Source organism: Candidatus Regiella insecticola LSR1 (genome assembly GCF_000143625.1).
Taxonomy (GTDB): Bacteria; Pseudomonadota; Gammaproteobacteria; order Enterobacterales; family Enterobacteriaceae; genus Regiella; species Regiella insecticola.
In genome coordinates this window covers 77,612-95,322 of the sequence record NZ_GL379590.1, presented here as the reverse complement: position 1 = coordinate 95,322, position 17,711 = coordinate 77,612, and the positions used below count along the sequence as shown (strand labels likewise).

The following is a 17,711-nucleotide window of genomic DNA, read 5'->3' as shown; positions in this document are numbered from 1 at the left end:
CGCTGTTCGGCGCGTTCGGCCATCCACTTGCTCGATAGCTTTCTGCCAGCGCTGTAGGGTTCGCGTGCTTAGCCCAATCAGGAGACAAGCCTGTTGTTGCCGCGCTCCGGCCTGCGTTGATTCAGTAATCCACATCATAATAGACTGGCGCTGTTCGGGAATAATCATTTTTCCTCTTACTGCGTTGTGTTCGCTTCGGGTCACAAAAATCCGCGCGCCATTGCTTCAGGTGATGAACAAAAATACCCTGCCCCCTGCACCAAGAGGCGAGTTCACTTTCTGCTAAACAACTTCTTAGCTTCCTCGGCGGCACGTTAAGTTCATCCGCAATGGCTTTCATTGTACGCCCATTCCGATGATAAACCTTACACAGCGCCTGCTCTTTAAACTCTTCCGAATACGTCGGTTTTTCCATGATTATATCGCCTCTTTATTAGTTCCCATTAACGAAAATTAGAGGCGACAACTAGACTGACACTGGGGCTAGTCCCGCCGCGCAAATAACACCCGCCGTCTCGATCACATCTTTGACGGTAAAGGGCACACCGTGAAGCGGTCCCCAGATCTCGCCGCGTGATAAAGCCGCGTCGGCTTCACGTGCCCGAGACAAAGCCGCCGCCGCTGTGACCTGAACCAACGCATTGAGCTGTGGATTGACATCTTCGATTTGCTCCAGGAATGCCTCGGTGAGCGACTCAGAGGAGATTTTCTTTGCTTGAATCGCACCGGCGAGATCACTCGCTGAGTTACAGATAAGTGGCTTGATGGGTAGCATTTGTCTTTTCCTTCGGATTCTGTAGATTAACTGCGTATCTATCTAGTACAAATCTATACCCTTCGCTTTTCAAGTTACGACGGCGTTGGCTGCGGGCGCTCGCCGAATCACGTAGTCTATCTACGCTCATCGGTCTCACCCCCTTGCCGCCTTGCCGTAACTCGAAATTCATTGGGTATATTGCCATTGCAAAAAATCGGTAATAGATTTACTTATCGTGCAAACACTTAATTTGTCGTACGCTGATTTTTATTACGTAAATGAATGTTTATATAATAGTTCCTTTCCATAACTCACTTTGCAGCGTCTTGTTTTAACGTCAGCGTAAATTTCGAATAGGCTTCCCCCAGTGTCAGTCTAGTTGTCGCCTCTAATTTTCGTTAATGGGAACTAATAAAGAGGCGATATAATCATGGAAAAACCGACGTATTCGGAAGAGTTTAAAGAGCAGGCGCTGTGTAAGGTTTATCATCGGAATGGGCGTACAATGAAAGCCATTGCGGATGAACTTAACGTGCCGCCGAGGAAGCTAAGAAGTTGTTTAGCAGAAAGTGAACTCGCCTCTTGGTGCAGGGGGCAGGGTATTTTTGTTCATCACCTGAAGCAATGGCGCGCGGATTTTTGTGACCCGAAGCGAACACAACGCAGTAAGAGGAAAAATGATTATTCCCGAACAGCGCCAGTCTATTATGATGTGGATTACTGAATCAACGCAGGCCGGAGCGCGGCAACAACAGGCTTGTCTCCTGATTGGGCTAAGCACGCGAACCCTACAGCGCTGGCAGAAAGCTATCGAGCAAGTGGATGGCCGAACGCGCCGAACAGCGCCGCCGCCCCACAAACTCTCACCCTGTGAGCGGGCTAAGCTACTGGAAATAACCTCTTCGGCCAAATTTGCTCATTTACCCCCGAGTCAAATTGTGCCGATGTTGGCTGATGAAGGGCTCTATTTCGCCTCCGAATCCACTTTTTATCGCGTATTGCGGGACGCCAGGCAACTGAAGCATCGACGAGCAGAACGCCCGGCAAAACCACGTTTTAAGCCTCGGGCACTCTGTGCCACCGCGCCCAACCAGCTCTACAGTTGGGATATCACTTATCTCCCCAGCCGTATTAAAGGCCAGTATTTTTACCTCTACCTTTTCCTCGATATTTTTAGCCGTAAGATTGTCGGTTGGCAGGTATATGCTGAAGAAAGTGCCCAACATGCCAGTGATATGATCAAAGATATTTGTCAGCGTGAGGGGATTTTGCCCGGTCAAGTCACCCTACACTCCGACAACGGCAGCCCGATGAAAGGCGCTATCCTGTTGTTTACGCTCGAAACATTGGGAATAGCGACTTCGTTGAGTCGACCCTCCCTGAGCAACGACAATCCCTATTCTGAATCGGCCTTCAAGACGCTAAAATATCGCCCTGAGTACCCGGTTAACCCTTTTGACAACCTGCAAGACGCCCGCGCATGGGTCGAACACGTGGTGCACTGGTATAATCAAGAACATCGCCACAGTGCCATTGAATTTGTCACACCTGCACAAAGACATGCAGGCCTTGATAAAGCCCTATTAGCTCAGCGTAACACAGTGTATGAAAAGGCACGCGCTGCAAACCCTACACGCTGGGCAGGTCAAATCCGTCAGTGGCCGTATGTGAAAGAAGTCCATTTAAATCCACAAAAATCCAGAGAAAAAAAGGTGAAACCAGACGCCAAAAAAGCAGCCTAGGATTTTACATCCTGGGCGACAACTACATTAGACCTCTTCGGAAACTAGCATTCATGAGGAATTTTGGTAAAACACTCCTGAACAAGGAGCCGCCATGAAATATGAAGTAATAAAAGTACTGGAAGAGGAAAAATTTCGTCGCTTAACGGGTGTTAAACGCAGTACATTTGAAAAGATGATAAAGATATTGAATGAAGCAGATAAGAGTAAGCAAGGGAAAGGAGGTCGGAAACCCAAGCGGGGTTTAGAAGAGCGCTTATTAATGGCACTGGAGTATATACGAGAATATCGCACTTATTTTCATGTCAGCCAAAGCTATGGCGTGAGTGAGAGCACATGCTATGAAACGATTAAATGGATAGAGAATACGCTAATAAAGCATCCTGATTTTGCCCTACCTGGACGCAAAGCTGTATTAAAAAGGGATAGGGAGTATGAGCTGGTTCTTATTGATGCCACAGAAACGCCGATTGAACGTCCCCAAAAAAACAAAAGCCGTTTTACTCAGGAAAAAAGAAACGACACACCTTAAAAACACAAGTGCTCGTTGATAAAAAAAGTAAAGCAGTCATCTGTACAAGCTTTACGAATGGGAGGCGCCATGATTTTAGGTTGTTTAAGGAGTCTGGTGTGCGAATACATCCTGACATCAAAACAGTTACCGATACAGGTTACCAAGGGCTTGGCAAGATTCATTCAAACTCGGCGTTGCCTAAGAAAAAGACAAAGAAAAATCCCTTAACAAAAGAAGATAAACGCAACAATCGTGCGTTATCAAGCCAGCGTGTATTAAACGAACATGTCATTGGTATGATTAAAAGATTTAAAATTGTATCAGACCGTTATCGAAACAGGCGAAAACGTTTTGGATTAAGATTTAATCTGATTGCTGCAATTTATAATATGGAAATTAGATAAATGATAGTTTCCGAAGAGGTCTATTGACAATTACCGGCTTTTAGATAGGGGTTAGTATTTTTCACTCTCTGTCTTTATTTCGAGTATAGCCAAATCAGTTTAATTTGATTCGGTGTTGTCGTCGCTTGCCGTACTATTTGTACTGTCTGCGCTTCTCTGCCTTGAATCAAATTAAACTGATTCGGCTATACATCAGAGATTATTTTAAATAATAAAGAAAGAAATGCTCTTATAATAAGTGCTCAAGAAAAGTGGCACGGCAAGGATTTGTCTACGAAATAAAAGTATTAAAAATAGAAAAATTATCACCTGATGAGTATGAAAAAAATAAATAAATCATTTTAAAAAAAAATGAAATATATGCTGATGCTATAAATAAAAAGGCAGAAGATGAGAAATACTATCAAGCACTTTTAGCATTAAAAAAAGATAGGAAATCGTCTTGGGTCGGTGTGATCCCTTCCCCTTCAGTATAAGTATTTTTCTTCTAGGTTTTTCTGGGATTAATTTCATTTAATGCTGATAGAAACGTTGATCAAAAAAAGGTAAGCACCTGGTCAAGATAGAACCGTGGTTTTCCAATTCTAGAACAGAGAGCCTCTCGCTAAGTTTTAGTGAGAGGAGGATGTAGTTAATAGAAATAAGTAGATATTGCTTCTATTAATCGAGTATTTACCAAGATAATCTCTGAATACAGGAAATTACCAAATTATATACTATTATCATGTTAAGCAAGTTCAATGATGTTTAATGGTTTATATGAGGTTCCTTGTGCTCGCTGATGTTTTTACTTTGTCAAAAACGTGTTCAAAATGTTTATTTATTCTATGTAAATTGCGCTTTTAGATTATTTTTTCATCAATTAAGCGTCACTCAAGAGGATTACTTCTTTTTTTCGTAAATAAAAAGAAGTAGGTAGTAACCACTCATTGGTATGATTGCTTTTGATGATTAATATATTGATATAATTTAATTATTTTAAAAAATAACTGATTATTAGCAGATGCGTACGAAAAATAGACATTTTATTTATGTTAAATTTTAGGCAGAATACATGGTCAGCCCGCTTTATTTGGCGCCCGGGATTTTAACGTACAGCACGCAAAGCGTTTCTGTATAACGTTTTTTGTTAACAAAAACGGTGTGATATGCAAGTTTTAATTATGAGGCATGGTGATGCGGTACTTGATGCCATTACTGATGCAGAAAGACCCTTGACGTTATGCGGTAAAAAGGAGTCTTTACAGGTAGCAAGTTGGTTAAATGAACAGTCAATGAACATTGAGCAGATACTAGTCAGCCCTTACTTGCGTGCCACGCAAACGCTTGACATCACTCGCGAAGCATTGATTTTACCTGGAGAACAGGAGGTTATGCCTGAATTAACTCCAGAAGGGGATGCTGTTCTGATGACTTGTTATCTTCAGGCCTTAGCTAAAGAAGGCTGTTCTGCCGTGCTATTAATTTCACATCTCCCGTTGGTGGGTTACTTGGTAGCGGAGCTTTGCCCTGGGCAATACCCTCCGATGTTTGCAACTTCTGCTATTGCTTGTATTGATTTAGATGTGAATACGGGTCATGGCTCTTTCGGTTGGCAAATAGGACCTTCACAGCTCACAGCTAAGATCCAGGCATCAACCCTTTCAAGTTGACATCCTCCCTGCGATAAATGGTGAGGATTTCTACCGCGTTCTAGATAAAAATCTGAGTTACCTCAGCCGGCTCCTGCTTCAACGGACAGCCTGGCTGCACTTCTTATTCACAGATGTATTGTGCCCTGTCGCTAAAATGTTATCGGCGCTCCGATGTATTATACCCAATGAATTTCGAGTTACGGCAAGGCGGCCAGGGCGACCGACCGATGAGCGTAGATAGACTACGTGATTCGGCGAGCACCCGCAGACAACAAAGCCGTAACTTGAAAGGCGAAGGGTATATAGCCAAATCAGTTTAATTTGATTTTGTTCAGAGTATTACCACCATTGATGGAAATGATGTACTGGTCCGTTTCCCTTGCCAACGTTTAAACTGCTCGCTTGTACCAGTGCTTGTTGCAAATAATCTTTGGCCGTTTGAACACTTTCTTGCCAATTATGATGTCTAGGTCGCAATGCTGCTAATGCTGCTGATAAGGTACAACCTGTGCCATGTGTGTTGCAGCTATCTATCCGCGTATGCGTAAAGCGGTATTGACCTTCTGCTGTAAATAACCAATCCGGACTCTCGTTACCATTTAGGTGCCCCCCTTTCATCAATACGTTTTTGCAGCCCAAATGCAATAATGCCAGCCCTTGTTCATACATTTGTTCTTCATTTTTTGCCAGTGAACAATTGAGTAATACTGCTGCCTCTGGCAAATTTGGTGTGACTAAAGACACGAGTGGTAACAGATATTTTTTAAGTGCATTTACTGCTTCTGGTGCTAACAAAGCATCGCCGCTTTTAGCCAACATCACCGGATCTAAGACGACATAACGGGGTTTGTAGCACAATAATTTATCCGATACGATTTTGATAATAGCACTATTTGCTAGCATACCTATTTTAGTGGTGTCAATACGCATATCACTGAATACTGAATCTAATTGTGCACCGATAAAGTTGGGATCAATGTTATAAATTGATTGTACCCCACAGGTATTTTGTGCAACTAATGCAGTGATTACGCTAGCGCCATAGGCACGTAATGCAGAAAAAGTTTTTAGATCAGCTTGAATACCCGCCCCGCCACTGGGGTCGGTTCCCGCTATAGAGAGTGCATTAATATGTTTCAAGGTGTTTCACGCTTGGTTACCGAAAATACTACTGGTTGATAAGTATCCTTGGTTGCTATTTTTGCAGCGGCCATACGAGCGATAATAAAACCATAAATGCCACCCATTAATCCACCGATAACCGTAATCGCTTCTTTATCAAACAACATCTGACAAAAAAAACTGCTGCTAATGAGGCCTAATAAAGGTAAAAAATAGACCAACAGCGCAGCGCACAACCTAATAAACCGCTTTCACTGAAACCTAGCTCAACCTGCTGACCCGGCACCAAGGCCTGTGAGATAGGTATTTGCAACCGATGCACTTTATTTGAATTTGTATTATTGCTAAAGGCTCCCCCGCATCCCCTGGAGGAATGACAGTTATTACAAGCTTTGCGAGGCTGACAATGCAGTAATGCCACCCCCTGTTGCCACGAAACCACGGTGGCGCCCATTCTCTCATCATTTTTTAATCTTCTGAATAAGTGCTTGGTGAGTAGTAGTCTAGCCCAGCATAAGGTGTTGGAGGCTCTAAGCCAAAATATTGCTGTCGTGATACAGCGATACGTTGAAGCAGCTCTTTTACCTGATGAGGTGGTGGATTTTTGTTAGAATCTCCATTTAAACCAACGGGTGAAGCTTTCATTCCCATTACCGGTAAGGTATTAAATATTGGCAATGTATTAAATCTAGGGGATTCAGGTTGCAAATCTGATATTGCTGGTTGCTCATATGATTGAACACTAATGAGCACAGCAACACATACACAGGCCGCAATCGCCACTTGGGTTATTTGACTGATCCAGCGAGGAGAGATCTTTTGCAAAGTAGGCCATTTTATTGACGCCGGGCTTTCCTCGGTCATTGGTGGCAAATATAACCCCGATTCTTTTTTGATCGCATCAGCGACAGCCTGTGAAACATCTAAATTTAAGGCTCCACTGGCGCTATCATCGGTGCGCAAAATATCACGAATTAAATGATAACTACGCCAACTTTGCTGAAGTTTTTCATCTTTTGATAAAGAATTTATCAATTCAGCATCAAAATTTTCTCCATCTATCAAAGCGGAAAGCTTTTCTTTTTTCATGCCTAAGTACCTTTTGTAGGTCTATACCCTTCGCCTTTGAAGCTACCGCGTTGTTAGCTGCGGGTATTCGCCGAATCACGTAGTATAATCTACGCTCATCGGTCGGGCGCCCTGGCAGCCGAAGGCAGCTTCAAAGGCGAAGGGTATATTATCTTTGTATCAATGGCTGAATTTTGCTATCAATAGCTTCTCTAGCTCGAAAAATACGGGAACGAACCGTACCGACCGGACAATCCATAATAGTCGCTATTTCTTCATAGCTTAAATTATCTAGCTCACGGAGTGTAATTGCCATACGAAGATCTTCCGGGAGAATCGCAATGGTCTGGAAAACAATCTGTCTTAACTCATCGGACAACATTAAATTCTCAGGGTTCGATATTTCTTTCAATGCGGCTATATTTTCGTTGTTTTCCACATCATCCACATCAATATCGTTTGATGGAGGACGCCGTTTTTGCGTAATTAAATAATTTTTTGCGGTGTTTATTGCTATACGATACAACCACGTATAAAAAGCACTTTCGCCACGAAATGAGGTTAACGCTCGATAGGCTTTAATAAAAGCTTCCTGTACTACATCAGGTATATCCCCTTGCGGAACATATCGAGATACAAGGCCGGCAACTTTGTTCTGGTAACGAATAACCAGTAGGTTGAAAGATTGTTGATCTCCTTTTTGAACCTGCTCGACCAGTATTTGATCCGTTAACTGCTCACGCATTTAAATTAAGCTCCCGATATCCAGTGTTATGTCTATACTCTTCGCCTTTGAAGTTGCCTTTGAAGTTGCCTTTGAAGTTGCCTTCGGTTGCCAGGGCGGGCGACCGATGAGCGTAGACATACTACCTGACAAGGCGAGCCCCCGCAGCCAACAATTCGGCGACTTCAAAGGCGAAGGGTATATTCATAGCTTTTACTTGACCAAATAGGCTAACATGAAACCTAATTTTATTCTGTTGATATGATACCTTATGCCTGCACGTTCTGAATACGTTAGCGATGTTTTGATTATTGGTAGTGGAGCAGCAGGCTTATCCTTGGCTTTGCGACTGGCATCGTCTGGTTGTAAAGTCGTTGTTCTGAGTAAAGAATTACTGCAAGAGGGTGCGACGTTTTACGCTCAAGGCGGTATAGCGGCGGTTTTTGATGAAACAGACAGTATAGCATCGCATGTTAATGACACGCTTATTGCTGGTGCTGGGCTATGTGATCCCCAATCGGTTGAATTTATTGCGAGTAATGCACGGCATTGTGTACAGTGGCTGATTGATCAGGGTGTTGTTTTTGATACTGAAACCAGCACTATGGGCAAAGAGCGTTATCACTTAACGCGTGAAGGGGGGCACAGCCACCGTCGTATTTTGCATAGTGCAGATACCACCGGCAAGGCAGTACAAAATACGCTCATAAGTAAAACCACTACCCATCCTAATATTTGTGTAAAAGAACGCTGTAATGCGGTAGACCTGATTACTTCTAGCAAAATTGGCTTACCGGGCACCAAGCGTGTTGTTGGTGCTTATGTTTGGAATCGAGAGTTAGAAAGAGTAGAAACTTTTCGCACCAAAGCGCTGGTATTAGCCACCGGTGGAGCAGCTAAAGTCTATCAATATACCACCAACCCAGACATTTCATCTGGTGATGGTATTGCGATGGCTTGGCGTGCGGGTTGCCGGGTGGCTAATTTAGAATTTAATCAGTTTCATCCCACTTGTTTGTTTCATCCTTCCGCACGCAATTTTCTATTAACCGAAGCACTACGTGGTGAGGGCGCTTATCTAAAACGTCCTGATGGTAGCCGCTTTATGTTTGATTTTGATCCGCGGGGTGAGTTGGCGCCGCGTGATGTTGTTGCTCGCGCCATTGATCATGAAATGAAGCGATTGGGTACCGATTGTATGTATCTGGATATCAGCCATAAGCCCGCTGATTTTGTCATACAACACTTTCCTATGATTTATGAAAAGTTATTGTCATTAGATATTAATTTAACCACAGATAAGATCCCCATCTTACCTGCTGCCCACTATACCTGTGGTGGTGTGATGGTTGATCAACATGGTCGTACTGATCTCGATGGCCTCTATGCCATTGGTGAAGTCAGTTATACTGGTTTACACGGCGCCAACCGCATGGCTTCAAATTCATTGCTGGAATGTTTGGTGTATGGTTGGTCTGCAGCACAAGATATTTTAACCCTTTTGCCCCGCGAAAAACTGGCCGATAAGTTGCCAAAATGGGATGAAAGTCGCGTAGATAATTCTGACGAACGAGTTATTATTCAGCATAATTGGCATGAATTGCGTTTATTTATGTGGAATTATGTTGGTATTGAACGTAGCACGAAAAGGCTGGAACGTGCTCTGCGACGGATTAACATATTACAGCAGGAAGTAAATGAATATTACGCTAATTTTCGACTCTCAAATAATTTATTAGAATTACGTAATTTAGTGCAAGTGGCTGAATTAATTGTCCGTTGTGCAATGGAAAGAAAAGAAAGTAGAGGTTTACATTATACCCTTGATTATCCGAACCAGGTAAGCAGCCCACAACCCACTATTCTTGCTCCCTAAACTTATCCAATGTGCCGTAAAATCAATACAGTACTCAGAGACTATTCAACATCTTCTTGAGCTACGCTGAATTGAAAAAAATCGGTGAAAAAGCGCTGTTTTTTGTCATCAGCAAACTAATACAAGGAATACCATGACTGCTATTCATTTTTCGGAATTTGATCTTAATGACCGTTTAATTAAAGCGTTGAACGATAAAGGTTACCAGCGCCCAACGGCCATTCAGGCAATGGCGATCCCAGCGGCGATGGAGGGGCGTGATCTGCTGGGCTCTGCGCCCACAGGTACCGGGAAAACGGCTGCGTTTTTACTGCCGATTTTGCAACACTTATTAGATTTTCCACGTAGGAAATCGGGTCCGCCACGTATTTTGATTTTAACACCCACTCGTGAACTTGCTATGCAAGTTGCTGAACAAGCAAATGAATTAGCAGTAAATACCTCTCTTGCTATAACGACGATCACTGGCGGAGTGGCTTATATGAATCACGCAGAGATATTTACTGAAAATCAAGATATCGTGGTCGCGACTACCGGGCGTTTATTGCAATATATTCAAGAAGAAAATTTTGATTGCCATGCTGTGGAAACGCTCATTCTTGATGAAGCTGATCGTATGCTGGACATGGGGTTTGCGAAAGATATTGAAGCCATCGCCGCTAAAACCTGTTGCCGTAAGCAAACGTTGTTGTTTTCAGCAACCTTAGAAGGTGAAGCGATACGTGAATTTGCGAAACGGATCCTGAAAGATCCGCTAGAGCTAGACGCTGATCCGTCCAGACGAGAACGTAAAAAAATTATTCAATGGTATTACCGTGCTGACGATATTGAGCATAAAAAAGCATTGTTATGCCATTTGTTAACACAGCCGGAGGTAAAAAAATCTATTATTTTTGTCCGTACGTGCGAACGGGTACATGAGTTGGTTGGCTGGTTACGTGAAGCAGACATTCATGCCTGGTATCTTGAGGGAAAAATGATTCAGGCAAAACGAACAGAAGCGGTCATTCGTTTAAATGACGGTCGAATTAATGTATTGGTGGCAACAGATGTGGCTTCTCGCGGGCTAGATATTGATGATATTAGCCATGTCTTCAATTTCGATATGCCGCGTACTGCCGATGTTTACTTGCATCGTATTGGCCGTACTGGACGAGCGGGTCGAAAGGGCACGGCAATTTCTTTGATTGAAAACCATGATTATCTGTTGTTACAAAAGGTAGGGCGTTATCTCAAGGCAGGACGTTATTTCGATGAATCCCTAAAACCGCGTGTGATAGAGGAATTACGTCCGAAAAGTAAGGCACCAAGTAAAAAGTTCACAGGTAAACCCTCGAAAGCCGTTTCGGCGAAGCGTAAAGCAAAAAAAGAGGCGGGCAAAGAAAAACCCAAGCAAAAAATACGTCATCGTGATAGCAAAAATATCGGTAAACGACGCCAGCCGACTAAAAAATTAGTAGATATGGATGTTCCTACTAGTTGAATCGCTGATATTTTAGACTTCTTGCCTTATACCCAATGAATTTCGAGTTACGGCAAAGCGGCAATCAATCGAATCCCCGAAGTGTATTCCCTTCCGGACGACAGTTTTGCAAGCCGTCTTTTGTCAAAAAAAGGGCTTAAAAAGCGCAGAAAAATTAAAGGAGAGTACTAATGTCGACCGTCCTTACTTGGCACGACGTTATCGGTCAAGAAAAAGAAAAACCTTATTTTCGTGACACTCTGAGCTATGTAGCAGCGCAGCGTCATGCGGGTAAAATAATCTATCCTGCCCAAAAAGACGTTTTTAATGCATTTCGTTTTACTCAATTTGCGCATGTCAAGGTCATTATTCTTGGCCAAGATCCTTATCATGGGTTAAATCAAGCACATGGCTTATCCTTTTCGGTGCTACCTGGTGTGCCAGCGCCCCCCTCATTAGTGAACATCTATAAGGAATTAGTACAGGATATTGCTGATTTTACCTATCCTGATCACGGTTGTTTACAAAGTTGGGCGGAACAAGGAGTGCTATTACTGAATACGGTATTGACGGTGGAAGCGGGTAAAGCCCATTCTCATGCTCATCTTGGCTGGGAACAGTTTACCGATAGGGTTGTCGCGGCGCTAAATGAATATCGTACCGGGGTTATCTTTTTATTGTGGGGGGCTCATGCGCAAAAAAAAGGCAGTATCATTGATAGAAAGCGCCATTTTGTGTTGCAAGCACCTCATCCATCCCCCTTGTCTGCGCATCGAGGCTTTTTTGGTTGTCGTCATTTTTCGCAAGTAAATCAATTACTGCAACAGCAGAAATTGGCGTCGATACGGTGGCAACCGGAATTAACAGAGTAAAAAAGTCAATGAAAGACACAGACTTCTTGCACAAACTGCCGTGCGTGTCTTGATTTCGCGTCACGAGTTACTATTTTGCAAGAAGTCTAGTGCCTATAGCTAAATCAGTCTCATTTGATTTAAGCGTTGTCGTCGTTTGCCGTACTATTTGTACTGTCTGTGCTCCTCCGCCTTGAATCAAATGAGACTAATTCAGCTTAAGAAAAGAATAAATCTTATGTTTTTTCTTTACTGTCTTTGCTGACGGTGACCATCGCGGGACGTAACAAACGGCCATTCAGCTTATAGCCTTTTTGCATTACCGTCACCACATGGTTGGGTTGATATTCTTTTGAGTCAACTAAAGCCATCGCCTGATGCAAATTAGGATCCAGTGGCACGTTAGTATCAGCAATGATTTCAATGCCAAATTTTTTGATCGTATCTTGAAAAGATTTCAGCGTAAGTTCAACGCCTTCAATCGTGGCAGCCAATGTAGAATTAGAATGATTGTCCGTTTCCAACGCTTTTTCTAAATTATCCAGGGTAGGTAATAATGCAATGGCAAATTTGTCCAGCGCGAATTTGTGTGCTTTTTCGATATCGTTTTGAGTTCGACGGAGCATATTAGCGATATCAGCCTGATGACGTGGCTCAGATTCCTTTTCTCTTTTCAAGGCTTCAGCCAATTCGGTTTCCAATGCCGCTAATTTAGCTTCTAATGTGGCGATCCGTGGATCATCGGTAGCATTGTTTTCAGCAACATTGTCTTTTGGACTATCTTTTGTTAGCGGCTCGATGGCGGGTGCATTTTTTTCTTCTACAGTTTTATCGATAGGGGGGTGCTGTTTTTTATTGTCATTCTTCATAGATATCTCCTAGTGTTAGCATTAATCTCGCAACTTTGTTTATTATGGGGATGAAAACAGTGGATTCAAGGGAATTGCTAATAGTGTCGGGGAACAAAAATATACCCTTCGCCTTTCAAGTTACGGCGGCGTTGGCAGCTCGCACTCATCCCAGTCATGTACCACACTCCTGGGATTCGATTGATTGCCGCCTTGCCGTCACTTGAAATTCATTGGGTATATATCTATGAGGAAAGAAGCGACAGTGACGAAAAAATTTAATTGTATTGCTATTGTCGGTCAACCGCGTCAGCCGCGTGCATTGGATACCCATAAAATGCTATACCATTGGCTAAAATCTGATTACCCTATTCTTGTGGAAGATCACATTGCCAAGGATCCCGATTTAAAAGGTGCTACGGGTGCCAGCCTGGCTGAAATTGGCCAACAAGCGGATTTGGCTATCGTCGTTGGTGGTGACGGTAATATGCTGAGAGCCGCTCAAATATTGCATAAATCCGATATTAAAGTTATCGGTATTAACCGAGGAAATCTTGGTTTTTTGACTGATTTGGATCCGGATAAAGCGCGAGAGCAGCTATCAAAAGTGCTCGTGGGTGAATACTCAAGTGAACAACGTTTTTTATTAGAAGTTGAAGTACGGGGCTCCAACCAGCAATATTGCACTCGTACTGCGATCAATGAAGTTGTGCTACATTCCGCTAAAAAAGTACATATGATTAAATTCGAAGTTTATATTGACGATTGTTTCGCTTTTTCTCAACGTTCTGATGGCCTGATTATTGCCACACCTACCGGATCTACGGCTTATTCACTTTCTGCCGGTGGGCCAATTTTGACATCGACACTGGATGCAATGGTATTAGTGCCGATGTTTCCACATACCCTTTCGGCAAGACCTTTGGTGATGAGTAGTAGCAGTACGATTTACTTAAAAGTTTTGGGTAGTGATTTAGCCATCACTTGTGACGGCCACATTGAACTTCCCATTCAAAAGGATGAAGAAGTAGAGATTTGGATACGCCGTAGCGCGTTTTATCTCGATTTAATTCATCCTAAAAATTATTGTTATTTTAATACCTTAAATAAAAAACTAGGTTGGTCGAAGACATTGTTTTGAAAAAGTATCGCGGGTCTTATTGTATACCCTTCGTCAAATTAAAATGATTTGGCTATAAAAATGAGTGATACAGACATGTATTGATATACAGGAGATTTATCATGCTGGCTCAACTAACCATCAATAATTTTGCTATTGTGCGTGAGGTAGCAATTGATTTCCAATCTGGCATGACCGCTATTACCGGGGAAACGGGAGCGGGTAAATCTATTGCTATTGACGCCTTGGGTTTATGCTTAGGATCGCGCTTAGAAGGAAATATGGTTCGATCGGGCGCAACACGGGCTGATATTTGTGCACGTTTTTCACTTACCGATACCTCTTTTGCCCTAAAATGGTTGCAAGATAATCTTTTAGATAATAATGGTGATGAATGTTTATTACGACGTGCTATAGGGGTCGATGGGCGTTCTCGGGCTTTTATCAATGGCGTCGCCGTGCCTGTTTCTCAATTACGTGAATTAGGCCAGTTGCTTATTGAGGTTCATGGCCAACATGCTCACCAGCTATTACTCAAATCTACTCATCAAAAAAAACTTCTCGATGCTTATGCCGATCAATCCGTATTATTAGCCAAGATGCGAGAGGTTTACGCTACCTGGCAACAAAGTCGTCAAGCATTGGCACAGCATCAGCAACGAACCCTTGAGCTAAGCTCTCGCCAGCAACTGTTGCAGTATCACCTCCAAGAATTAAATGCCCTTGCGCCGCAGGCGGGGAAATATGAACAGATAGATAAAGAATACAAACGTTTAGCTGATCGCGAACAATTGTTATTAATGAGCCAACAAGCATTGCAATTTCTCTCGGAAGGTGAACAACAAAATATTTTGCATCAACTTAATGTCGTTAAGGAAAAAATAACTGAATTGGAGGGAATGGATAGCCATTTTCAAGATATGCTGAGCATGCTCGATGAAGCTAATATTCGAATTAATGAGATCAGTGGTGAACTGAGTCGTTATATTCAACAATTGGATGTAAAACCGAGTCGGTTATCTGATCTGGAACAGCAGTTATCAAGTCAATTTAATTTAGCCCGCAAACATCGTATTGAGCCTGAAAAACTACCACAATTCCATCAACAATTATTAAAAGAAGAGCAATTTTTGGCGCAACAAGAGCAGGCTCATGAACAATTGAGCCAACAGGTCAATGTCTGTTATCAAAATGCGTTAGCAATGGCCGATCAACTACATCAAAAACGGCAATATTATGCGCAGGAATTAGCAGCTTTAGTGACAAAAAAGATACAGCAACTGGCTATGCCGCATAGTCAATTTACTATTACGACATTTTTTGAACCAGAGCACCTGTGTGTTGATGGAGCCAGTCGTATTGAATTTGGTATTACAACAAACCCCGGTCAGCCATTACAGCCATTAAATAAAGTCGCTTCGGGAGGAGAACTCTCACGTATCGCATTAGCGATTCAGGTTGCTATCGCACGTAAAATGGAGACCCCAACATTAATTTTTGATGAAATAGATGTGGGTATTAGCGGCCCAACGGCGGCAATCGTAGGACGCTTATTACGTCAATTAGGTGAATTCACTCAGGTGATGTGTGTCACTCATTTGCCACAAGTTGCTGGTTGTGGTCATCAACATTTTTTTGTTAGTAAACAAACTGATGGTATGGGAACTGAAATTAGAATGGATAAACTGGATAACAAAGATAGATTGCAAGAGCTCGCGCGTCTGCTGGGTGGCGGAGAAATCACAAAAAATACATTAGCCAATGCAAAAGAATTATTGGCGGTCTAATGCAAATTTTTATTTGTAAAAGGAGACGTAAGCAAAGGTTTTAAACTAGGATAAGCTCTATTATGATCTTCTATACCCTTTGTCTTTGAAGTTGCCGCTAGGCGGCCAGGGAGTGAGACCCGATGAGCGTAGACCTACTACGTGATTCGGGCGAGAACCCGCAGCCAACAACGCGGCAGCTTCAAAGACGAAGGGTATACTTTGAAATTGCTTGTGCTCGCTGATACTTTGTCAAAAAAGGAATCTGATAACCATGTGTTGTAAAATGTTTCACCGTAATCTGTTGATTATTGCCCTCTTGTTACTGTCGATGCTGATTGTTGGTTGTTCCACATTGGAAAAAGTAGTTTATCGACCTGATATGAATCAGGGTAATTATCTATCACATCATGACGTGGAAAAAATAGAGAAAGGTATGACACAACAACAGGTTGCCTACATACTAGGTACACCCATGTTACGCGATCCTTTTGGTAGCAGAACCTGGTTCTATGTTTTTCGTCAGCAAACTGGCCATGAAAAAATAACACAACGAACACTGACCTTATTATTTGATGCTGATGGTGCTCTGATTAATATAGAAAAATAGACTTCTTAGCGTCTATACCCAATGAATTTCGAGTTACGGCAAGGCGGCCATCAAGCGAATCTCAGGAGTGTACAAGTAGTACATGACTGGGATGAGTGCGAGCTGCCAACGCCGCCGTAACTTGAAAGGCGAAGGGTATATTAAAAATCTCTGGTGCTCGCTGGTATATTTAGGAGGGATTATGGATCGCCGTTTACTTGAAATTATTGCCTGCCCCATTTGTAACGGTAAATTATCTTTTGATCAAAAAAATCTAGCGCTAGTGTGTAAAGCTGAGCAATTGGCTTATCCTGTGCGCAATGGGATCCCGGTATTATTAGCCAATGAAGCCCGTGCTATCAAGATTGATGAGAAATTGGCATGAAATTCACCGTTATTATTCCTGCCCGTTATGCTTCAAACCGTTTACCCGCTAAACCTTTGGCTGATATTCATGGTAAGCCGATGGTTGTGCATGTGATGGAGCGTGCATTAGCATCAGGAGCTGAACGGGTGATTGTTGCCACTGATCATGCGGATATCCTGGAGGCGGTAAAAAAGGCGAGAGGGGAAGTTTGTTTTACGCGTTCTGATCATCAATCAGGTACTGAACGGTTAGCCGAAGTTATTGATCATTATGGTTTTGAGGATAACGATATTATTGTTAATGTTCAGGGCGATGAGCCCCTCATACCCTCCTGTATTATCCAGCAAGTTGCAGAGAATTTAACCAACTGTACCGCCGAAATGGCTACATTGGCAGTCCCTATTAACCATAGTGAAGAGGTTTTCAATCCGCACGTGGTGAAAGTAGGAATTGATGCTTACGGTTATGCGCTTTATTTTTCTCGTGCGCCTATTTTTAGCAACGGAAAACCGTATCACCCAGCGAAACATGAAGATATCGAAGGGCACTTTTTACGGCACATTGGCATTTATGCGTATCGAGCCGGTTTTATCCGTCGTTATGTGGCTTGGGCACCTTGTGAATCGGAGAAAATAGAATCGCTTGAACAGCTTCGTGTTTTGTCACGCGGTGAAAAAATTCATGTAGCATTAGCAAAAGAGGCTCCAGCTGTCGGGATCGATACCCCAGAAGATTTACAAAAGGTGCGATCAATTCTCAGTGGTGTACAGTAATAGACCTCTTTGGAAACCGTAGTTCGTTATGCGGAGTCAAGACGCCCGGCGCACAGCAACCTTCGTTAACATGAAGTACATGAGGATTGCGCGC

The 17,711-nt window shown here is 42.8% G+C and carries 25 protein-coding genes; 16 read left to right on the top strand and 9 right to left on the bottom strand.

All coding sequences use genetic code 11. The features are described from left to right. Nucleotides 1-121 precede the first annotated feature (121 nt). Genes REG_RS11920 through REG_RS11120 form a run of 3 tightly spaced genes read right to left on the bottom strand, consistent with a single transcriptional unit; the run spans nt 122 to nt 947 of the window. Nucleotides 122-415: a hypothetical protein gene (locus REG_RS11920; RefSeq protein ID WP_006704759.1), complete on the bottom strand. Its 294-nt coding sequence runs from the start codon at nt 413-415 to the stop codon at nt 122-124. Nucleotides 416-466: 51 nt separating this feature from the next. After that, nucleotides 467-775 (bottom strand): amidase family protein, encoded by a 309-nt coding sequence (locus tag REG_RS03990; protein WP_006704564.1) that lies wholly within the window; start codon nt 773-775, stop codon nt 467-469. Beyond that, nucleotides 747-947 (bottom strand): hypothetical protein, encoded by a 201-nt coding sequence (locus tag REG_RS11120; protein WP_006704563.1) that lies wholly within the window; start codon nt 945-947, stop codon nt 747-749. Before REG_RS11120 ends, REG_RS03990 begins: the two co-directional genes overlap by 29 nt. A 240-nt stretch (nt 948-1,187) precedes the next feature. Between REG_RS11120 and REG_RS11915 the strand changes: the two genes are divergently transcribed. The 5 genes from REG_RS11915 to REG_RS14080 all read left to right on the top strand — a co-directional run bounded on the left by REG_RS11915 (nt 1,188) and on the right by REG_RS14080 (nt 5,371). Further along, the gene (locus REG_RS11915) at nt 1,188-1,481 is read left to right on the top strand and encodes a hypothetical protein (protein ID WP_006704759.1); all 294 of its coding nucleotides are present in this window, start codon (nt 1,188-1,190) and stop codon (nt 1,479-1,481) included. Then, nucleotides 1,435-2,499 carry an IS3 family transposase gene (locus REG_RS03985; protein ID WP_039906984.1) on the top strand — a complete coding sequence of 355 codons (1,065 nt, stop codon included), beginning with the start codon at nt 1,435-1,437 and terminating at the stop codon, nt 2,497-2,499. Before REG_RS11915 ends, REG_RS03985 begins: the two co-directional genes overlap by 47 nt. A 94-nt stretch (nt 2,500-2,593) precedes the next feature. Further along, nucleotides 2,594-3,417, top strand: a protein-coding gene (locus tag REG_RS11910) for an IS5-like element ISRein1 family transposase (protein ID WP_260200023.1) whose coding sequence is annotated in 2 segments (ribosomal slippage) — nt 2,594-2,981 and nt 2,981-3,417 — 825 coding nt in all. Because the reading frame shifts where the segments join, the coding sequence is not laid out codon by codon here. A gap of 1,148 nt (nt 3,418-4,565) precedes the next feature. Then, nucleotides 4,566-5,069: a phosphohistidine phosphatase SixA gene (gene sixA, locus REG_RS03970; protein WP_006704562.1), complete on the top strand. Its 504-nt coding sequence runs from the start codon at nt 4,566-4,568 to the stop codon at nt 5,067-5,069. Between the two features lie 167 nt (nt 5,070-5,236). Beyond that, nucleotides 5,237-5,371: a hypothetical protein gene (locus REG_RS14080; protein ID WP_260200191.1), complete on the top strand. Its 135-nt coding sequence runs from the start codon at nt 5,237-5,239 to the stop codon at nt 5,369-5,371. 19 nt (nt 5,372-5,390) lie between these two features. Here REG_RS14080 and thiD read toward each other — a convergent pair whose 3' ends face one another. From thiD to rpoE, 5 genes are all read right to left on the bottom strand, one after another. Then, complete coding sequence (thiD, locus tag REG_RS03965) at nt 5,391-6,191, bottom strand: bifunctional hydroxymethylpyrimidine kinase/phosphomethylpyrimidine kinase (protein WP_006704561.1); 801 nt, start codon at nt 6,189-6,191, stop codon at nt 5,391-5,393. Next, a complete protein-coding gene (locus REG_RS11905; protein WP_176603418.1) occupies nt 6,188-6,394 on the bottom strand; it encodes a SoxR reducing system RseC family protein in 207 nt (68 codons plus the stop codon). The genes thiD and REG_RS11905 overlap by 4 nt, the downstream gene beginning before the upstream one ends. Next, entirely contained in the window at nt 6,370-6,627 is a 258-nt protein-coding gene (locus REG_RS14580) for a SoxR reducing system RseC family protein (protein ID WP_087943372.1), read from the bottom strand. The genes REG_RS11905 and REG_RS14580 overlap by 25 nt, the downstream gene beginning before the upstream one ends. A 14-nt stretch (nt 6,628-6,641) precedes the next feature. Beyond that, nucleotides 6,642-7,262 carry an RseA family anti-sigma factor gene (locus REG_RS03955; protein ID WP_006704560.1) on the bottom strand — a complete coding sequence of 207 codons (621 nt, stop codon included), beginning with the start codon at nt 7,260-7,262 and terminating at the stop codon, nt 6,642-6,644. A 148-nt stretch (nt 7,263-7,410) separates the two neighbouring features. Further along, entirely contained in the window at nt 7,411-7,986 is a 576-nt protein-coding gene (rpoE, locus tag REG_RS03950; protein ID WP_006704559.1) for an RNA polymerase sigma factor RpoE, read from the bottom strand. Nucleotides 7,987-8,014: 28 nt separating this feature from the next. On the opposite strand from rpoE, the gene REG_RS03945 reads away from it, so the two are divergent. The 4 genes from REG_RS03945 to ung all read left to right on the top strand — a co-directional run bounded on the left by REG_RS03945 (nt 8,015) and on the right by ung (nt 12,175). Then, complete coding sequence (locus tag REG_RS03945) at nt 8,015-8,194, top strand: hypothetical protein (RefSeq protein ID WP_039907245.1); 180 nt, start codon at nt 8,015-8,017, stop codon at nt 8,192-8,194. Nucleotides 8,195-8,236: 42 nt separating this feature from the next. Next, a complete protein-coding gene (gene nadB, locus REG_RS03940) occupies nt 8,237-9,841 on the top strand; it encodes an L-aspartate oxidase (RefSeq protein ID WP_006704558.1) in 1,605 nt (534 codons plus the stop codon). Between the two features lie 133 nt (nt 9,842-9,974). Next, nucleotides 9,975-11,324 (top strand): ATP-dependent RNA helicase SrmB, encoded by a 1,350-nt coding sequence (srmB, locus tag REG_RS03935; RefSeq protein WP_006704557.1) that lies wholly within the window; start codon nt 9,975-9,977, stop codon nt 11,322-11,324. 170 nt (nt 11,325-11,494) lie between these two features. Further along, complete coding sequence (gene ung / locus REG_RS03930) at nt 11,495-12,175, top strand: uracil-DNA glycosylase (RefSeq protein WP_006704556.1); 681 nt, start codon at nt 11,495-11,497, stop codon at nt 12,173-12,175. Between the two features lie 215 nt (nt 12,176-12,390). On the opposite strand, the gene grpE is transcribed toward ung, so the two are convergent. Beyond that, the gene (gene grpE, locus REG_RS03925) at nt 12,391-13,023 is read right to left on the bottom strand and encodes a nucleotide exchange factor GrpE (protein ID WP_006704555.1); all 633 of its coding nucleotides are present in this window, start codon (nt 13,021-13,023) and stop codon (nt 12,391-12,393) included. 83 nt (nt 13,024-13,106) lie between these two features. Here grpE and REG_RS14075 point away from each other — a divergent pair, with 83 nt between their 5' ends. The 7 genes from REG_RS14075 to kdsB all read left to right on the top strand — a co-directional run bounded on the left by REG_RS14075 (nt 13,107) and on the right by kdsB (nt 17,617). Beyond that, nucleotides 13,107-13,229 (top strand): hypothetical protein, encoded by a 123-nt coding sequence (locus REG_RS14075; RefSeq protein ID WP_260200190.1) that lies wholly within the window; start codon nt 13,107-13,109, stop codon nt 13,227-13,229. A 38-nt stretch (nt 13,230-13,267) separates the two neighbouring features. Next, entirely contained in the window at nt 13,268-14,143 is an 876-nt protein-coding gene (nadK, locus tag REG_RS03920) for an NAD(+) kinase (protein ID WP_039907242.1), read from the top strand. 101 nt (nt 14,144-14,244) lie between these two features. Further along, nucleotides 14,245-15,909 carry a DNA repair protein RecN gene (gene recN / locus REG_RS03915; RefSeq protein WP_039907239.1) on the top strand — a complete coding sequence of 555 codons (1,665 nt, stop codon included), beginning with the start codon at nt 14,245-14,247 and terminating at the stop codon, nt 15,907-15,909. A gap of 141 nt (nt 15,910-16,050) precedes the next feature. Next, entirely contained in the window at nt 16,051-16,173 is a 123-nt protein-coding gene (locus tag REG_RS14070) for a hypothetical protein (protein ID WP_260200189.1), read from the top strand. After that, nucleotides 16,163-16,498 (top strand): outer membrane protein assembly factor BamE, encoded by a 336-nt coding sequence (bamE, locus tag REG_RS03910; protein WP_039907237.1) that lies wholly within the window; start codon nt 16,163-16,165, stop codon nt 16,496-16,498. Before REG_RS14070 ends, bamE begins: the two co-directional genes overlap by 11 nt. Nucleotides 16,499-16,679: 181 nt before the next feature. Then, the gene (locus tag REG_RS03905; protein ID WP_006706874.1) at nt 16,680-16,862 is read left to right on the top strand and encodes a Trm112 family protein; all 183 of its coding nucleotides are present in this window, start codon (nt 16,680-16,682) and stop codon (nt 16,860-16,862) included. After that, a complete protein-coding gene (gene kdsB / locus REG_RS03900) occupies nt 16,859-17,617 on the top strand; it encodes a 3-deoxy-manno-octulosonate cytidylyltransferase (RefSeq protein ID WP_006704550.1) in 759 nt (252 codons plus the stop codon). Before REG_RS03905 ends, kdsB begins: the two co-directional genes overlap by 4 nt. The last annotated feature ends 94 nt before the right edge of the window (nt 17,618-17,711 follow it).

Coding starts and splice junctions, on each gene's coding strand:
- REG_RS11920 (WP_006704759.1), bottom strand. CDS start 415: ATGGAAAAACCGACGTATTCGGAAGAGTTTAAAGAGCAGGCGCTGTGT.
- REG_RS03990 (WP_006704564.1), bottom strand. CDS start 775: ATGCTACCCATCAAGCCACTTATCTGTAACTCAGCGAGTGATCTCGCC.
- REG_RS11120 (WP_006704563.1), bottom strand. CDS start 947: ATGAATTTCGAGTTACGGCAAGGCGGCAAGGGGGTGAGACCGATGAGC.
- REG_RS11915 (WP_006704759.1), top strand. CDS start 1,188: ATGGAAAAACCGACGTATTCGGAAGAGTTTAAAGAGCAGGCGCTGTGT.
- REG_RS03985 (WP_039906984.1), top strand. CDS start 1,435: ATGATTATTCCCGAACAGCGCCAGTCTATTATGATGTGGATTACTGAA.
- sixA (WP_006704562.1), top strand. CDS start 4,566: ATGCAAGTTTTAATTATGAGGCATGGTGATGCGGTACTTGATGCCATT.
- REG_RS14080 (WP_260200191.1), top strand. CDS start 5,237: ATGAATTTCGAGTTACGGCAAGGCGGCCAGGGCGACCGACCGATGAGC.
- REG_RS14580 (WP_087943372.1), bottom strand. CDS start 6,627: ATGGGCGCCACCGTGGTTTCGTGGCAACAGGGGGTGGCATTACTGCAT.
- REG_RS03955 (WP_006704560.1), bottom strand. CDS start 7,262: ATGAAAAAAGAAAAGCTTTCCGCTTTGATAGATGGAGAAAATTTTGAT.
- rpoE (WP_006704559.1), bottom strand. CDS start 7,986: ATGCGTGAGCAGTTAACGGATCAAATACTGGTCGAGCAGGTTCAAAAA.
- REG_RS03945 (WP_039907245.1), top strand. CDS start 8,015: ATGTCTATACTCTTCGCCTTTGAAGTTGCCTTTGAAGTTGCCTTTGAA.
- nadB (WP_006704558.1), top strand. CDS start 8,237: ATGCCTGCACGTTCTGAATACGTTAGCGATGTTTTGATTATTGGTAGT.
- srmB (WP_006704557.1), top strand. CDS start 9,975: ATGACTGCTATTCATTTTTCGGAATTTGATCTTAATGACCGTTTAATT.
- ung (WP_006704556.1), top strand. CDS start 11,495: ATGTCGACCGTCCTTACTTGGCACGACGTTATCGGTCAAGAAAAAGAA.
- grpE (WP_006704555.1), bottom strand. CDS start 13,023: ATGAAGAATGACAATAAAAAACAGCACCCCCCTATCGATAAAACTGTA.
- recN (WP_039907239.1), top strand. CDS start 14,245: ATGCTGGCTCAACTAACCATCAATAATTTTGCTATTGTGCGTGAGGTA.
- bamE (WP_039907237.1), top strand. CDS start 16,163: ATGTGTTGTAAAATGTTTCACCGTAATCTGTTGATTATTGCCCTCTTG.
- REG_RS03905 (WP_006706874.1), top strand. CDS start 16,680: ATGGATCGCCGTTTACTTGAAATTATTGCCTGCCCCATTTGTAACGGT.
- kdsB (WP_006704550.1), top strand. CDS start 16,859: ATGAAATTCACCGTTATTATTCCTGCCCGTTATGCTTCAAACCGTTTA.